This window comes from Curtobacterium sp. AC268, assembly GCF_979258745.1.
In genome coordinates, this window is the sequence record NZ_OZ409878.1 from 807,568 (window position 1) to 822,791 (window position 15,224).

Here is a 15,224-nt window from a genome sequence, read left to right on the forward strand (position 1 = left end):
GAACGGAAGGTCCTTCCCCATGCGTCTCCCCCGCACCCTCGTCGCCACCGCCGCCGCAGCCCTCGCCGTCACCGGCATCACGGCCGGCGCCGCCGTCACCTCGTCGAACAGCGCCACCGCCGACGTCCGCACCACCACGGACGCCCGCACCGTCGCCGTCACCGGCGATGCCGTCGTCGAGTCCAAGCGGCTGAGCTCCGCCGACGCCATGCGGGCGGCCTCGGCCGCCCTCGCCGCCGCAGAGGCGGACGGCGCCGGCTTCGTCAGCGTCTCGGTCGTCGACCGCAACGGCCAGCTGCAGGCCTTCGTCCGCGGCGAGAACGCCGCTTCCCACACGATCAGCGCCTCGCGGCAGAAGGCGTACACCGCCGCGGCCTTCGGGTCGCCGACGTCTGAACTCGCGAAGCGCGCCACGGGCGACAACGCCGGGCTGAAGGACCTGCCCGGCACGCTGTTCCTCGCCGGGGCCGTGCCGGTCAAGGCGGGCGAGGCCTCCATCGGCGGCATCGGTGTCGGCGGCACCCCGTCGGGTGCCACGGACCAGGAGTACGCGCAGGCCGGACTCGACGCGATCACGAAGTGACCCGGCGACGTCGGGGCGTGCTCCGACGACGCTGAGTCCGTCACGGCGACGGCGGGACGACCATCGGTCGCCCCGCCGTCGTCACGTCGTCGGGCCGTCCGGCGACCGCGCGGGGTGCGCCAGGCCGTCGAGGGCGATGATGCCCCGTCGGGTCGCCTCGGCCACCGCCCCGGCTCGGCCGTCGACACCGAGCTTCGCGAACACCCGCACCAGGTGCGTCTTCACCGTCGACTCGCTCATGAAGAGCCGCCCGGCGATCAGCCGGTTCGTCGAGCCGTCGGCGAGCAGTTCGAGCACGTCGAGTTCACGAGGGGTCAGGGTCTCGTCCGGTCGGCGACCACGGTCGAGCATGCGTTCCGCCACGGCCCGCGTGTACACGGCGGTCCCGGTGGCCGCGCTCCGGACCGCGGCGGCGAGTTCCTCGGCGGTCGCGTCCTTGAGCAGGTACCCCGTCGCCCCGGCATCGAGCGCCCGCATGATCGACACGTCGGTCGCCGTGGCCGTGAACACGAGCACGCGAGTGGTCCGCGCCAGTCCGGGTATCAGGTCGACGCCGTTCCGCGTCCCCAGGCCCAGGTCGAGCACGACGACGTCCGGAGCTGCATCGGCGACCAGGGCGGTCACGGCTTCCGGGTCGCCGGTCGAGGCGACGACCTCGATGTCGGGGAAGGTCCCGAGGATCGCAGCGACACCGGACCGGAGCACCGGGTGGTCGTCGACGAGCAGGACGCGGGTCATGGTTCCTCCAACGGGACGGTCGCCCGCAGCACCGTACCGTCCGGGCCGGAGCGGATGTCGAGCGTGCCCCCGACGGCCTCGAGTCGCCGGCGCATCATCGTCAGGCCGTGTCCCCCGGTCGGCCCGGGCGTGACCGGCAGGCTCGGGTCGAAGCCACGGCCGTCGTCGCGGACGACGACTGCGACCGAGTCGTCCTGGTTCCGGAACTCCAGCGAGATCGACGCAGCGCCGGCGTGCCGTTCGGCGTTGCCGAGCGCCCCCTGCGCGCTCCGCAGCAGGGCCATTGCACGTATCGGCGTCACCGTCTGCGGCTCCCCGACCACCGACCAGCGGGCGCCCACGCGCTCGGCGGCCGTGGAGAGGGCGGCCGTCAACGAGTCCGTCGGCCCGTCCGCCGCGCCGTTCGCTGACTCGCCGACGTCCGGGTGATCTGCTCCGAGGCCGTCGACCAGCGCGCGGGTGTCCACCACTGCGCTGCGCAGTGCACGACGTGCCTGCTGCGCGAGGGCGTCGTCCCCGGACCGTTCCGCCGCTTCGGTCAGGAACAGTGCGCCCGCCACCGACTGCACCACCGTGTCGTGCAGCTCAGCGGCGACGTGCTGGCGTGCTTCGAGTGCGCCGGCCCGCCGCTCGGAGGCCACGAGTCGCGCGCGGGTGGCGACGAGCTGCCGGACGGTTCGCGACCGCTCGTGCAGTGCCACCCGCGACACCACGATCGCGGCGAGGAACACCGAGCCGGACAGCAGACACCCCACGAGCAGCCCGGGGTCGTCGCTCCCGGTCAGCCGAGGCACCGAGACCGCTGCGACGACGATCGCCGCAGCGCTGGCGAGCGTGGCCGGCACGACCCGCGCGGTCGTCTGCAGCAGGACCACGAGCGGGACGACGCTCCACGCGGCGCTCGGGGCGACCACGACGAGCACGACCGCGAGCAGCGTCAGCCCGAGGGGCACCGCGACGGGGACGGGCCGGCCCAGGAGCACGACGGCATTGGCCGAGCCCGCTGCGATCAGGGCGACCCCGAGGGTCACCGCGACGACCTGGAGCGGCTCACCGGCGTGGTACTGGTGGTACCGCAGCGTCCCGACGGCGGTGACGAGCGCCAGGGCTGCGGCGGCGAGGGTGCTCGCCCGGCGGCTGAGGAGCCGGCCCAGCCCGTGCCAGGACGACGAGGGTGGGACCGGGGGCACCGCACCAGGGTACGGACCCCCGGTCGGAGATCTGCTGTGCCGCTCCTGCTACTTCTTGGACTTCTTCTTGCCGTCGTCCTTCTTGGACTTCTTCTTGTCGTCGTCCTTCTTGGACTTCTTCTTCTTGTCGTCGTTCTTCTTGGACTTCTTCTTCTTGTCGTCGTTCTTCTTGGACTTCTTCTTGTCGTCGTTCTTCTTGGACTTCTTCTTGTCGTCGTCCTTCTTGGACTTCGCCTTGCTCGCACCCGTCGGCAGCGGCAGGACGGCCGACACGGCCTCCGGCTCCGCCTGCGAGGCGTCGGCGTCGGCGTCGCCGGGCGCACCGGTCTCCGGCGACTCCACCCCGTCGATCGGCTCGACGACCACGGCCGATCCGGTGTCCAGCTCGACGTCGACCGCGTGCTCCTCGAGCACCGGTGCCAGGGCGTCGGCGACCCGCTCGACCGTCAGCACCGCGTCCGCCTCGGCGAGCCGGAGCAGGGCCTGCGCGGTCCGCACCCGGGTGGTCGCCTTGCGCGCGAGGACGTCGGACCGTGCCCCCTCGAGGAACGTGCGCAGCGCACGTTCCACGGCGGAGCGTCCGCGCGGTGCGGCGCGGTCGAGTCGATCGAGTTCCCCGGCGACCCCGGAGACGTCGTCGGCGACGTGCTCGTGGCGGACCGACTCGATGAGCGCGGCGATGGCGGCGGCGGCACGTTCGACCCCGGCGGAGCGCTGGTCGAGCACGACGAGCATCTCGACCACCGAGCCGTAGGTGACGGTCTCGAGGCGGACCGGCTCCGCGCCGCGGCCGCGAACGACCAGGCGGGTGTCGGGGTTCGGCAGCCATGCGGCGAGGGCGGCGACCGTGGCGACGGAGCCCACGATCCGCTCGTACTCGCTGAGCACCACTCGTTCCTGCTCCCGCAGACGGACACGGATCGCGATCTCCTGCACCACGTGCTGACCTCTCGTTCGGGTTCGACGCGAGCGTGTTCTGCGCGCCTGCTCCGGAGCGTAGTCCTCGGACGTGGCGGAACAGCGAACGCCCCGGCACTGTCCAGGGGACGGTGCCGGGGCGTTCAGGTGGCGCAGCGTGACAGCGGTTCGTCGGTCGGCGAATGGTGGAGATGGGGGGAATCGAACCCCCGTCCATCGCTGCAATTCGACGTCTTCTACGGGCGTATCCGGATAGTTCGTTCTGCTCGGCCCCGTCCTTTGCTACCGGCTTCTAGGACGACGGGCCCAGTCTCAGTGCAAGTCCCGCACGGCCCTGAGGCGCAACCGTGCAGCAAGTCCTCTGGATGACGTCGGGATCAGGTTAGAAGACGGTCACCTGGCCGACGGACTTCATGTGCTGGGCTGCTTACGCAGCGAGAGCGAAGTCAGTGCGCTTGGAATTGGCACTTGTTGTTTTCCACGGATCGTTTACGAGATGACCGTGGGTCCTCGGCCCGCTTCCCGTCGGCACACAGGCAATGTCGAAACCGATCATCCCCATGCGGGCCGGACGTGCGAGCCGCTGTCACGCTGTTGAGTTGCCAATGCCCCTGTCGGAGCAGTCCCTCAGTCTAGCCGAGGAGATGCGTCAGCGCTACTCGCCGACGCGGTTCCGGGTGCGCATGGCCCGCTCGGCCTCACGCTTGTCGGTCTTCTCGCGCAGCGCCTGGCGCTTGTCGAACTCGCGCTTGCCCTTCGCGACGGCGATCTCGATCTTGGCCCGGCCGTCGTGGAAGTAGATCTGCAGCGGCACGAGGGTGTACCCGCCCTGGGCCGTCTTGTGCGAGATCTTCACGATCTGCTGCTTGTGCAGGAGCAGCTTGCGCTTCCGTCGGGGCGAGTGGTTGTTCCACGTGCCCTCGGTGTACTCCGGGATGTGCACGGCATCGATCCACGCTTCGCCACCGTCGATGTAGGCGTACCCGTCGACCAGGGACGCCCGACCCATCCGCAGGGACTTCACCTCGGTGCCGGACAGGACCATGCCCGCTTCGTACGTGTCCTCGATGAGGTAGTCGTGCCGGGCGCGACGGTTCGTTGCGACGATCTTCTCCCCGCGTTCCTTCGCCATGACGACTCCTCTCGATGGTGACCGGTGCAGTGCGCTGCGTGGGTGGTTCCGCGCAGCCCTACAGACTACTCAACACGAAGCAGGCGGCGCACCTTCCCGGCGCGCCGCCCGCTCGCGGATGCTGTGCTGCGTCAGACCTTCAGGTACCGGCGGATGGCGATCGACGCCGACGCCGCGGCGAGGAGCACCCCGATCACGATCACCGCGGGGACCACGATGGCCGCGTCGCCCATGCCGATGAACGCCGTGCCGGTGAAGCGCTCCGCCAGGAAGTTCCGGACGAAGAACCAGACCACGGCGGTGATCGCGCCACCGGCCAGGACGGCTCCGATGGCGGCGGCGATCACCCCCTCGAGCACGAACGGTGTCTGGATGAACCGGTTCGACGCACCGACGAGCCGCATGATGCCGAGCTCTCGCCGTCGACTGAACGCCGACAGACGGATCGTCGTCGCGATGAGCAGCACCGCCGCCACGAGCATGAGGGCCGCGATGCCGATCGCCGTGTACGACGAGGCATTGAGCAGGTTGAAGATCGGCTGCAGGTACCCGCGTTGGTCGACGACGCTCTGCACGCCCGCGACCTTCGACAGGCTCTCGACCAGGACGTCGGCCTGCGACGGGTTCTTCAGGTTCACCCAGAAGGTCTCGTTCAGGTACTCCGGCTTGACGAACTCCGTTGCGGCCGAGTCCTTGAACTGCTCCTTGAACCGGGTGAAGGCCTGGTCCTGGTTCTCGTAGTAGGTCTTCTCGATGTACGGCTTGAGCGTCGACGAGTCGAGCTGCGCCTGGACCTGTTCGCGCTGGTCCGCGGTGGCCTTGGCGCCGGTGCAGTTTCCCGTGGTGTCGGTGTCGGTGCACAGGTAGACGGCGACCTGCGCCCGGTCGTACCAGTACCCCTTCATCTGGTTGATCTGCATCTGGAGCAGGATCGCCGTACCGACGAAGGTCAGGGAGATGAAGGTCACGAGGACGACGGAGACGACCATCGACGCATTGCGCCGCAGGCCCGAGCCGACCTCGGACATGACGAGCCCGAGCCTCATCGGATGAGCCCCGGGATCGTCTGGATGCCGGTGGTGTTGGACACGGTGCCTCGCTGGATCGGGACGGCCTGGGTCTGGTAGCCGCCGGACTGCTCGTCGCGCAGGACGGTGCCGTTCGAGAGCTCGATGACCCGCCGCTGCATCTGGTTCACGATGCTGGCGTCGTGCGTCGCCATCAGCACGGTGGTGCCTCCCTGGTTGATGCGTTCGAGGAGCGCCATGATGCCGGCGGACGTGGTGGGGTCCAGGTTCCCGGTGGGCTCGTCGGCCAGCAGGATCGCCGGCTTGTTCACGACGGCACGGGCGATGGCCACGCGCTGCTGCTCACCACCGGAGAGTTCGTGCGGCATGCGGGTGGCCTTGCCGGCGAGCCCGACGAGCTTCAGCACGTCGGTCACGGCCTCACTGATGAAGCCCTTGCTCTTGCCGATGACCTGCAGCGAGAACGCCACGTTGTCGAACACGTTCTTGTTCGGCAGCAGACGGAAGTCCTGGAAGACCACGCCGAGGTTGCGGCGGAAGTACGGGACCTTCCGCGATGCCAGGGACCCGAGGCGCTGCCCGAGCACGTGGATCTGCCCGCTGGTGGGCTTCTCCTCCTTGAGCACGAGGCGCAGGAAGCTGGACTTGCCGGAACCGGACGCGCCCACGAGGAACACGAACTCGCCCTTGAGGATCTCGAGGGTGAGGTTGTCGAGCGCCGGACTCGGGTTGCCCGAGTAGACCTTGGTGACCTGGTCGAATTTGATCATGACCGGATCAGGGTAGGTCGCCGCGCTTGGAAAGCAAGCGAGGCGCGCGGCTCACGACCCCCTACTCGGCGGCGGATTGCTTGCGCCAGCGGATGCCCGCGTTGATGAAGCCGTCCAGATCGCCGTCGAACACGGCTGAGGGGTTGTTCACCTCGTGCTCCGTCCGGAGGTCCTTGACCATCTGGTACGGCGCCAGGACGTAGGAGCGGATCTGGTCGCCCCAGCTCGCCGTGATGTTGCCGGCGAGTTCCTTCTTCTTCGCGTTCTCCTCTTCCTTCTTCAGGAGGAGCAGGCGCGACTGCAGCACGCGCATGGCGGCAGCACGGTTCTGGATCTGCGACTTCTCGTTCTGCATCGAGACGACGGTGCCGGTCGGGATGTGCGTCAGGCGCACCGCGGAGTCGGTCGTGTTGACGGACTGCCCGCCGGGGCCCGACGAGCGGAACACGTCGACGCGGATGTCGTTCTCCGGGATGTCGATGACGGCGGTCTCCGGCATGAGCGGGATGACCTCGACCGCGGCGAAGGACGTCTGGCGCTTGCCGGCGGCACCGAACGGCGACATCCGCACAAGGCGGTGGGTGCCGGCCTCGACCGAGAGCGTGCCGAACGCGTGCGGGGCGTCGATCTCGAACGTCGCGGACTTGATGCCCGCTTCTTCGGCGTAGGAGGTGTCCATCACGGTGGTCTTGAAGTTGTGCTGCTCGGCGTACCGGAGGTACATGCGGAGGAGCATCTCGGCGAAGTCCGCCGCGTCGACACCACCCGCACCGGCGCGGATCGTGATGACCGCGGGACGGTCGTCGTACTCACCGTCGAGGAGCGTCTGCACCTCGAAGTCGCCGATCATCTTCTGGATCGCCTTGAGCTCGGCGAGGGCTTCGTCGGCGGACTCCTGGTCGTCGCCCTCGTTCGCCATCTCGACCAGCACCTCGAGGTCGTCGATGCGCTGTTCGGTGTCGGTGATCTTCTTCAGCTCCGACTGGCGGTGCGAGAGCGCGCTCGTCACCTGCTGCGCGTGGTCGACGTCGTCCCAGAGGTCCTGGGCCCCGGCCTGCTCGCTGAGGTCGGCGATCTCACGCTGCAGGCGGTCGACGTCGACCACCGAGCGGATGTTGCCGAAGGTCTCGCGAAGGGCGGAGAGCTGCTCGGTGAAGTCCAGTTCGACCATGGTCATCGATCCTACCGGCGCGAGTCCGACTCGGCCGACCGGGGTCAGTAGTCGATGTGCTCCGTCCGTGCCGACGACAGGGCACGAGTGGCTGCCTCGGCGATGGCCTGGGCCCTGAGCCCGTCCTCCAGGGAGACCGGCGGCTCGGATCCGGACTCGAGCGACGCGACGAAGGCGGCGAGCGTCGCGGCGTAGGTGGGCTGCACGCGCTCGAACCAGCCATCGTGGAGTCCGTCCGCGACGATCTGCCCGTCGGTGTAGCGAGCGACGTTCCCGCGGTGGTTCCGCCGCGACTCGACGAGTCCGGACGACCCCATGACCTCGATGCGCTCGTCGTAGCCGTAGCCGGTGCGCCGCACGCTGTCGATCTGCACGAGCGCGCCGGAGGGCATCGTGAGGGTCGTGACCGAAGTGTCCACGTCGCCGAACTCGCGGATGGCCGGGTCGACGAGCGCCGCACCCGCAACCGCGACCGTCACCGGGTCCTCGCCGGTGATCCACCGCACGAGGTCGAAGAAGTGCACGGTCTGGTCGCGGAGCTGGCCGCCGGAGACCCGCAGGTAGTCGAGTGGCGGCAGGGACGGGCCGCGGGAGCTGAGCTGGACGAGTTCGACCGCACCGATCTCCCCCGCGGCGACGATGCGTTGCAACTCGGCGTGGTCACGATCCCACCGCCGGTTGAAGTCGAGCATCGCCGGCACGCCGCTGGCACGCACGTGCTCCACCACCGCGACCGCGTCGGCGTACCCGGCAGCGATGGGTTTCTCGCAGAGCACGGCGATCCCGGCGTCGGCGGCAGCGCGCAGGTGCTGCGCGTGGGTGTCGGTGGAGGAAGCGACGAAGACCGCGTCGACCTGCGCCGCGTCGAACGCCTCGTCCTGGGTGAGCGCCCGCGTGCCGTGCCGTGCCGCCAGCGATGCAGCGCGGTCACGGTCGACGTCGTGGATCCCCACGAAGTCGACGTCGGGGTGCGCTGCGAGGGACGCGGCATGCACGGCACCGATGAACCCGGCACCGACGAGTGCGAAGCGTTGCGTCATGATCAGCCCACCAGGATCGCGGTCAGGTCGTGCACGGTGCGTGCGACGACGGCGGGATCCTGTTCGTTCGCCCGGTCGGAGAACATCTCGGTGACCCACCATCCGTCGTACCCGGTGGCCTTGATCGCGTCGACCCACTGCTGCAGCGGGATCGCACCGCCTCCGATGACGACGTTCCGGTGGACGGCCTGGTCGGGAACCGTCCGGTCACGGTCCAGGTCGAACCCGTCCGACAGGTGGACGGCCTTGATGACCGACGCGGGCAGCGCTCGGACCTCGGCCAGCGTGTCCCCGGTCGTCCAGAAGTGCCAGGTGTCGAGTGCGATCCCCACGTTGTCGCGCCCGGCCTCCTCGATGATGTCCAGCGCGTGCCGGCATCGGTTGAGGTGCGCCCAGGCGAGGGGCTCCAGGTAGACCTCGAGCCCGTGGTCCGCGGCGATGTCCGCCGCCAGACGGACGTTCGCACCGGCGATGCGGACCGCTGCGTCCTCGTCGAGTCCGAGCGTCGCCCGGTACCGGGTGTCGTCGTCGGCCAGCCGGCCAGCGCGGTGGTCACGGACGACGGCGGAATCGACCGGCCCGGTGCACAGCTGCACGATGGGCGCACCGACGGCGGTCGCCACACCGCACATGCGCTCGACCTCCGCGACGAAGTCGTCGCGACCGGCACCTTGACGCTCGATGTCGAGCACGGCACCGAGCCCTGTCACTTCGAGACCCTCGAGCAGCGGCGGCAGTGTCTGGACGTCGTACCCGGCGTCGAGGTACCGGTAGAGCTTCGGGCTCTGCAGCTCGATGCCGCCGTAGCCGGCCTCCTTCGCGAGGCGGACGTCCTGGACGACGTTGCCGTGGAACGTCGTCGTGACGTTCATGGAGATCTTCGGGGGCATCTGCGCTCGCTTCGTTGGACAGCACTGGAACAGTCTGGACCGGTCCAGAATAGGACTAGCCTGCTCTCATGTCGAGACCGAACCACGCTCCGACCATCCGGGACGTCGCCGAGCGCGCCGGGGTCTCGAAGTCGCTGGTCTCGCTCGCGCTCCGCGGCGACCCAGGAGTCAGCGACGCCCGTCGGGCGGCCGTCGAACGAGCAGTCGACGAACTCGGCTACCGACCGAACCGCGCAGCCAGGAGCCTCGGCGAGCAGCGGACGGGCACGGTCGGAGTGCTCCTGAACGACCTGCGGAACCCCTGGTTCGTCGACCTGCTCGCCGGCCTCACCGCGACACTCGACACCGTCGGACTGGCACCCATCCTGGTCGACTCGGCGACCACACGGCGCGTGGGCGGTTCGCCCGTGGACATGCTCCTGCGACAACAGGTGGACGGCATCGTCGTGGTCGGCACCACAGAGGACGACGCCGCCCTCCGTCGGGCGGTCCAGGAGGTGCCGGTGGTCCTCGCCGGGACGTACGAGCCTGACGACCTGCACGCCGACGTGGTCGTGAACGACGACCACGCCGGCGCATCGATCGCGACCGAGCACCTCCTCGCGCTCGGACACACCCGGATCGGTCACCTCGTCGGCCCGGGGCGCGTCGGAGAGCTCCGCGAGCAGGGTTTCCGCGCGACCATGACCCGCCACGGTGCCGACGCCGTCGTGGTGCCGGCCGGCATGAGCGAGGAGAGCGGGTACGCGGCGGCCCGACGAGTCCTGGGCACGGCCGACCGTCCGACCGCGCTCGTGGCCTACAACGACCTCGTCGCCATCGGCGCGTTGTCCGCGGCCGACGACCTCGGCCTCGTCGTCCCGGACGACGTGTCACTCGTCGGGTACGACGACACCTACCTCGGCAGCATCCGGCACATCTCGCTCACCACGGTCGACAACGGGACGTTCGCGATCGGGGCCCAGGCGGCACGGTGGCTCGGTGAACGCGTGCAGGGGCGAGACCCGGAGCCGCGCGTGCACCGAGTGCCGGTGTCACTCGTGGTGCGGCGCACCACGAGCGGTCCGAGACCGACGGACGGCGACCGCTGACGACGGCGTCGCCGACGGTCCGGGGTCCCAGCGCGCCCGCCTGCCCGGCGCGCACCCGGAAGGCCGACCTGGAGGCCCGGCGCAGGTCCGTCCCGCTGGTCACGGGGACGTCGACAGCGGCACCAGGACCGGATCGACCGGGCATCCACTGAGCGCGGGTTCGCGTGAGACGGCGACACGTGTTCCTCGGGGATCACCGCCCGCCCCTCGCTACCCGGGCCTCCGGTGCGACCTGGCGATCGCGTACCGCCGCAGCCGCATGCCCCCGCGGCGCTCGGTCGACAGCAGGACGGCGTCGTAGTGCTCCAACACCCCGATGGAGCCGTCGTTGTCATCGCGGCAGACGGCGATCACCGGGTCGATGCCGACGCGCGAGGCGTGCGCGAGCACCTGGCCCAGCGCCCAGGTCGCCACGCCTCGGCCCCTCGCCGACGGACGGATCCCGTACCCGACGTGGCCGAACCGCTGCTCTCCGGCGGCGTCTCCCGGTGCCCGGAGTGCGATCCCGCCCAGGACGCGTCCGTCCTCGACGATCCACCAGAGCGCACCGGGTCTGGCGTGCAGTCGGCCGACCCAGGCGCGGAACCCGTCCTCGTCACCGACGTAGTCGTGGGTGGTGATCCCGAACCCGTCCTCGTGCGCGCCCGGCCCCCACTCGGCATGCGCTTCAGCCCACGCCTCGTACAACGCCGTCTGCGGTCTCACCAACTCGAGCATGTCCAAGTATCACAACGATGCGCGTCGGTGGCGATCCCCTCGTGGACATCGCGTCGGGCGCTCGGGCTGCATCGCGAGGCACTGCCGAGTGATCGTTGCGCCCCGGCTGGAACGGGTCTGCTCACGGCGAGCGCGCGGTCCTGCTCGTCTTCGGTGTAGAGCCCGACCCTGTCCGCGGCTAGTTCCGCCTGCGACGGTCGGATGTCACAACGGCCAGCAGGGCAACGGCGCCCAGACCGATGACGGAGAACGCGCCGACCGTCAGCGTCATCGCCGCCGGGTCGTCGGGGGCGAAAGCGAACCAAGCGACACCGACCAGTGCGATCCCGGCGACCGCGAACGCGGCCCCGATCGCGAGCACGGCGGCTCGGGCTGACCTGCTCATCATGACCGACTCCTTCCGCTTGCGCCGTCACGCTCCGACCACTCCGTCGTGCGTGCTGGAATATTAGCGGCCCGATCACTGCAGGAGTCAACCGTCGGGATCGCGGGCGGCCTACCGCCCGAGCAGCGGCTCCCTCGATGCCATCCCCGCGGCACCGGCCCGAGCGACGGCATCCGGCAGCGCCGCCAGGAACGCGTCGACGTCGGCATCGGTCGTGGTGTGGCCCAGCGTGATCCGGAGCGCACCACGGGCGTCCTGCTCGGACAGCCCCATCGCGAGCAGCACGTGCGACGCCTCGGGCACACCGGCCTGGCACGCCGACCCGGTCGAGACCGCGACCCCGGCGGCGTCGAGCAGGAACAGGAGCGAATCGCCCTCGCAGCCGGGGAACGTGAAGTGCGCGTTGCCCGGCAGCCGGTCGACCGGGTCCCCCATCAGCACCGCTGACGGCACGGCCGCACGGACCCCGGCGACCAGGCGGTCCCTCAGGGCGACGAGCGACGGGTGCGGCATCGGCTCGGCGACGACCGCGCTGGCCGCGACACCGAAGGCCGCAGCCGCCGGGGCGTCCTGGGTGCCGCTCCGCACCTGCCGCTGCTGCCCACCACCGTGGATGAGGGGTTCGACGGTGGCCTTCCGTCCGAGCACGAGCGCACCGATGCCGACGGGCCCGCCGACCTTGTGCGCAGAGACGCTGAGCGCGTCGAGGCCGGACCCGGCGAACGACACCGGCACCTGCCCGTAGGCGGCGACCGCGTCGCTGTGCACGGGCACGCCGGCGGCGTGCGCGAGCTCGACGATCCGGGACACGGGCTGGATGGTGCCCACCTCGTTGTTCGCCCACAGGAACGTGACCAGGGCGACGTCCGAGGCGTCGGCGAGCCGCGCCTCCAGTCCGGCGAGGTCGACGCGACCCTGCGCGTCCAACGGGACCACGTCGATGACGGCGCCCTCGTGGGTCTCCAGCCAGGTCAGGGTGTCGACGGTGGCGTGGTGCTCGCCACCCGGGACGACGATGCGGGGCCGCTGGCGGTCGCGCTGGCGAGCCCAGAACAGGCCCTTCACGGCGAGGTTGATGCTCTCGGTGCCGCCGGAGGTGAACACGACCTCCACCGGGTCGGCGTCGAGCGAGCGGGCGACGGCGGCGCGGCCGTCCTCGAGCAGCATCTTGGCGCGCTGACCGGCGCTGTGGATGGACGACGGGTTGCCGACGGTGCCCAGGGCATCGGTGAAGGCGGCGAGCGCCTCCGGCAGGATCGGCGTCGTCGCGGCGTGGTCGAGGTAGACCGACAAATGCACCCCCTGGATCGAGCAGTGTCCAGGATACGCGCCGGTCCTCGTACCCTTGTCGCGTGCACGAGACAGCGATCGACCTCACGCCGGGGTTCTCCCTGGGCGGGACCGTCCCCCGGTTCACCCTGCACTCCGCGACGGCGACGAGCGTCGTCCTGGTCGTGGCGAGCGCGGGAAGCGCCGTAGGCGCGGGCGGGGAAGACCGCGCCGACGGGCGGCCGACCCGGCACCCGCTCGAGCGCGTGCCGGACACCGACGTGTGGACCGGCGAGGTGCCCGGGATCGTGCCCGGCGACCGCTACCACCTGCTCGTCGACGGGCCGGTCGGGCCGCGGCACGAGTTCGACCCGACGCGTCCGCTGCTCGACCCGTACGCGCGGGGCATCCTGCCGACCGGCGACGACGAAGCGGTCGGCCCCCGCTGGACCAGCGTGGTCGTCGACGACGCGTTCGACTGGGGCGGCGTCGTGAAGCCGCAGGTCCCCCTCGACCGCGCCGTCGTCTACGAGGCGAACGTCCGCACCCTGACGGCCGCGAACCCGCACCTGCCGGAGCACCTGCGCGGCACGTACGCCGGGGTCGCCCACGAGAGCACGATCGCGCACCTGCACCGCATCGGCGTCACCACGCTCGAGCTGCTGCCCGTGCAGGCGTTCGACACCGAGCGGTGGCTCCGCGACGCCGGCCGGCAGAACGCCTGGGGCTACAACACGCTCGGGTTCTTCGCCCCGCACGCCGCGCACGCCTCGGCGCCGGCGCAGCAGGAGGGCGCCGACGCCGTCCTGCGGGAGTTCAAGGGCATGGTCCGGCTGCTGCACGAGGCCGGCATCCAGGTCGTCCTGGACGTCGTCTACAACCACACCGCCGAAGAGGGCCTGGGTGGTCCGACGACGAGCCTGCGTGGCACCGACGGTGCGAACCGCTACCGCTGGGCGCAGACCGACCCGCCCCGCCGGGACACCTACTACGACACCACCGGGTGCGGGAACACGCTCGACACCTCGGTCGAGGCGACGGCGGACCTCATCGTCGACAGCCTGGTGTACTGGGCGCGCGAGGTGCAGGTCGACGGGTTCCGCTTCGACCTGATGGCCGCCCTGGCCCGCGACGGCGAGCACCGGTTCGACCCGTCGCACCCGCTGCTCGAACGCATCCGGAACCACCCGGACCTGCAGGACACCCTGGTGATCGCCGAGCCCTGGGACGTCGGCCCGGACGGCTGGAAGACCGGGGAGTTCGGCGCGGCCGGCCAGCGCACGAGCGAGTGGAACGACGGGTTCCGCAACACGGTCCGCCAGTTCTGGCTCACCGACATCGCCGAGGAGCGCCGCACCGGCCTGCCGCAGACCGGGATCGGCCGGCTGGCTGAGGCGTTGTCGGGATCGAGGAGTGTCTTCGGCGCCGACCGCGGCCCGCTGGCGAGCGTCAACTTCGTCACCGCGCACGACGGCTTCACCCTGCTCGACCTGGTGTCGTACGACGGCAAGCACAACGAGGCCAACGGCGAGGACAACCGCGACGGCTCGAACGACAACCGCTCGTTCAACCACGGCATCGAGGGTGACACCGCCGACCGCGGGGTCCGCGCCGCGCGGGGTCGGTCGATGCGCAACCTGGTGGCGACCCTGATGCTGTCCGCCGGGGTGCCGATGCTCACCGCCGGCGACGAGCGGAGCCGCACGCAGCACGGCAACAACAACGCCTACGTGGTGTCCGACGACCTGACCCCGGTGGACTGGTCCGACGACGAGGACGCCGAGACGATGACCGAGGCCGTCGCCGCGCTGGCCCGGTTCCGGCAGGCGCACCCGTCGCTCCGCCCCACCCGCTTCGGCGTCGAGGGGCAGGAGACCCCAGGGGCCTCGCGGATGTCCTGGTACGGGCCGGACGGGCACCCGATGACGATCGAGGGCTGGGACCAGCCGGTGCACCGCGCCCTGCAGTACTTCGTCGAGTCGACGCCCGAACACGAGCCCTTCGACCGCGTCCTGGTGGTCGTGCACGGCAGCGGCCGCACCCGCGACCTGACCCTGCCGGTGCGCGAGGACGTCCTCGGGTACCGCCTGGCCTGGTCGAGCGAGAAGCACCGCGACCACGAGCGCCTCCGACCTGCCGGGCAGGTCTTCACCGCCTACGGCCCCGGCATCCACCTGTTCGAGGTCGCGTAGCGCCGAGCACAGTCGGGTGCGGCCCGGCGTCGCGACCGACCGACGGACGGGAGGCCCGTGGCGGCCCCGCCACGGGCCTCCCGTCCGGTCCTCAACAGGCTCCACGGCGC

At 70.6% G+C, this 15,224-nt stretch carries 15 protein-coding genes and 1 other RNA gene; 3 read left to right on the forward strand and 13 right to left on the reverse strand.

Going from position 1 to position 15,224, the window contains the following annotated elements; genetic code table 11:
* Nucleotides 1-19: 19 nt before the first annotated feature.
* Entirely contained in the window at nucleotides 20-583 is a 564-nt protein-coding gene (locus ACZZ9K_RS03775; protein WP_138803650.1) for a GlcG/HbpS family heme-binding protein, read from the forward strand.
* 81 nt (nucleotides 584-664) lie between these two features.
* Here the strand turns inward: ACZZ9K_RS03775 and ACZZ9K_RS03780 are convergent, their stop codons facing one another.
* From ACZZ9K_RS03780 to ACZZ9K_RS03825, 10 genes are all read right to left on the reverse strand, one after another.
* Complete coding sequence (locus ACZZ9K_RS03780) at nucleotides 665-1,321, reverse strand: response regulator (protein WP_463443355.1); 657 nt, start codon at nucleotides 1,319-1,321, stop codon at nucleotides 665-667.
* Nucleotides 1,318-2,511 carry a sensor histidine kinase gene (locus ACZZ9K_RS03785; protein ID WP_463443356.1) on the reverse strand — a complete coding sequence of 398 codons (1,194 nt, stop codon included), beginning with the start codon at nucleotides 2,509-2,511 and terminating at the stop codon, nucleotides 1,318-1,320. The genes ACZZ9K_RS03780 and ACZZ9K_RS03785 overlap by 4 nt, the downstream gene beginning before the upstream one ends.
* 48 nt (nucleotides 2,512-2,559) lie before the next feature.
* Nucleotides 2,560-3,450 (reverse strand): hypothetical protein, encoded by an 891-nt coding sequence (locus ACZZ9K_RS03790; RefSeq protein ID WP_463443357.1) that lies wholly within the window; start codon nucleotides 3,448-3,450, stop codon nucleotides 2,560-2,562.
* A gap of 162 nt (nucleotides 3,451-3,612) precedes the next feature.
* Nucleotides 3,613-3,989: a transfer-messenger RNA gene (gene ssrA, locus ACZZ9K_RS03795) on the reverse strand.
* A gap of 95 nt (nucleotides 3,990-4,084) precedes the next feature.
* Nucleotides 4,085-4,561 carry an SsrA-binding protein SmpB gene (gene smpB, locus ACZZ9K_RS03800; protein ID WP_027465851.1) on the reverse strand — a complete coding sequence of 159 codons (477 nt, stop codon included), beginning with the start codon at nucleotides 4,559-4,561 and terminating at the stop codon, nucleotides 4,085-4,087.
* A 131-nt stretch (nucleotides 4,562-4,692) separates the two neighbouring features.
* A complete protein-coding gene (gene ftsX, locus ACZZ9K_RS03805) occupies nucleotides 4,693-5,607 on the reverse strand; it encodes a permease-like cell division protein FtsX (RefSeq protein WP_027465852.1) in 915 nt (304 codons plus the stop codon).
* Nucleotides 5,604-6,359, reverse strand: a complete 756-nt coding sequence (gene ftsE, locus ACZZ9K_RS03810; RefSeq protein WP_017888215.1) for a cell division ATP-binding protein FtsE — start codon at nucleotides 6,357-6,359, stop codon at nucleotides 5,604-5,606. The genes ftsX and ftsE overlap by 4 nt, the downstream gene beginning before the upstream one ends.
* Before the next feature lie 61 nt (nucleotides 6,360-6,420).
* Complete coding sequence (prfB, locus tag ACZZ9K_RS03815; protein ID WP_071244840.1) at nucleotides 6,421-7,530, reverse strand: peptide chain release factor 2; 1,110 nt, start codon at nucleotides 7,528-7,530, stop codon at nucleotides 6,421-6,423.
* Between the two features lie 44 nt (nucleotides 7,531-7,574).
* Nucleotides 7,575-8,570, reverse strand: coding sequence for a Gfo/Idh/MocA family oxidoreductase (locus tag ACZZ9K_RS03820; protein WP_463443358.1), 996 nt, complete (start codon nucleotides 8,568-8,570; stop codon nucleotides 7,575-7,577).
* Between the two features lie 2 nt (nucleotides 8,571-8,572).
* On the reverse strand, nucleotides 8,573-9,460 hold the full coding sequence (locus ACZZ9K_RS03825) for a sugar phosphate isomerase/epimerase family protein (protein WP_463443359.1): 888 nt from the start codon (nucleotides 9,458-9,460) through the stop codon (nucleotides 8,573-8,575).
* 68 nt (nucleotides 9,461-9,528) lie between these two features.
* Between ACZZ9K_RS03825 and ACZZ9K_RS03830 the strand changes: the two genes are divergently transcribed.
* A complete protein-coding gene (locus ACZZ9K_RS03830; protein ID WP_071244843.1) occupies nucleotides 9,529-10,551 on the forward strand; it encodes a LacI family DNA-binding transcriptional regulator in 1,023 nt (340 codons plus the stop codon).
* Nucleotides 10,552-10,761: 210 nt separating this feature from the next.
* On the opposite strand, the gene ACZZ9K_RS03835 is transcribed toward ACZZ9K_RS03830, so the two are convergent.
* The 3 genes from ACZZ9K_RS03835 to ACZZ9K_RS03845 all read right to left on the reverse strand — a co-directional run bounded on the left by ACZZ9K_RS03835 (nucleotide 10,762) and on the right by ACZZ9K_RS03845 (nucleotide 12,946).
* Nucleotides 10,762-11,256 carry a GNAT family N-acetyltransferase gene (locus ACZZ9K_RS03835; protein WP_463443360.1) on the reverse strand — a complete coding sequence of 165 codons (495 nt, stop codon included), beginning with the start codon at nucleotides 11,254-11,256 and terminating at the stop codon, nucleotides 10,762-10,764.
* A 190-nt stretch (nucleotides 11,257-11,446) separates the two neighbouring features.
* The gene (locus ACZZ9K_RS03840) at nucleotides 11,447-11,656 is read right to left on the reverse strand and encodes a hypothetical protein (protein WP_463443361.1); all 210 of its coding nucleotides are present in this window, start codon (nucleotides 11,654-11,656) and stop codon (nucleotides 11,447-11,449) included.
* Between the two features lie 108 nt (nucleotides 11,657-11,764).
* Entirely contained in the window at nucleotides 11,765-12,946 is a 1,182-nt protein-coding gene (locus ACZZ9K_RS03845; RefSeq protein WP_463444731.1) for a cysteine desulfurase family protein, read from the reverse strand.
* Nucleotides 12,947-13,005: 59 nt separating this feature from the next.
* Between ACZZ9K_RS03845 and ACZZ9K_RS03850 the strand changes: the two genes are divergently transcribed.
* Nucleotides 13,006-15,114 (forward strand): glycogen debranching protein, encoded by a 2,109-nt coding sequence (locus ACZZ9K_RS03850; protein ID WP_463443362.1) that lies wholly within the window; start codon nucleotides 13,006-13,008, stop codon nucleotides 15,112-15,114.
* Nucleotides 15,115-15,224: the final 110 nt, after the last annotated feature.

What these genes read in the sequence shown, in the direction of transcription:
- smpB (WP_027465851.1), bottom strand. Translation starts at nt 4,561, where the DNA reads ATGGCGAAGGAACGCGGGGAGAAGATCGTCGCAACGAACCGTCGCGCC.
- ftsE (WP_017888215.1), bottom strand. Translation starts at nt 6,359, where the DNA reads ATGATCAAATTCGACCAGGTCACCAAGGTCTACTCGGGCAACCCGAGT.
- ACZZ9K_RS03820 (WP_463443358.1), bottom strand. Translation starts at nt 8,570, where the DNA reads ATGACGCAACGCTTCGCACTCGTCGGTGCCGGGTTCATCGGTGCCGTG.
- prfB (WP_071244840.1), bottom strand. Translation starts at nt 7,530, where the DNA reads ATGGTCGAACTGGACTTCACCGAGCAGCTCTCCGCCCTTCGCGAGACC.
- ACZZ9K_RS03780 (WP_463443355.1), bottom strand. Translation starts at nt 1,321, where the DNA reads ATGACCCGCGTCCTGCTCGTCGACGACCACCCGGTGCTCCGGTCCGGT.
- ftsX (WP_027465852.1), bottom strand. Translation starts at nt 5,607, where the DNA reads ATGAGGCTCGGGCTCGTCATGTCCGAGGTCGGCTCGGGCCTGCGGCGC.
- ACZZ9K_RS03775 (WP_138803650.1), top strand. Translation starts at nt 20, where the DNA reads ATGCGTCTCCCCCGCACCCTCGTCGCCACCGCCGCCGCAGCCCTCGCC.
- ACZZ9K_RS03840 (WP_463443361.1), bottom strand. Translation starts at nt 11,656, where the DNA reads ATGATGAGCAGGTCAGCCCGAGCCGCCGTGCTCGCGATCGGGGCCGCG.
- ACZZ9K_RS03830 (WP_071244843.1), top strand. Translation starts at nt 9,529, where the DNA reads ATGTCGAGACCGAACCACGCTCCGACCATCCGGGACGTCGCCGAGCGC.
- ACZZ9K_RS03825 (WP_463443359.1), bottom strand. Translation starts at nt 9,460, where the DNA reads ATGCCCCCGAAGATCTCCATGAACGTCACGACGACGTTCCACGGCAAC.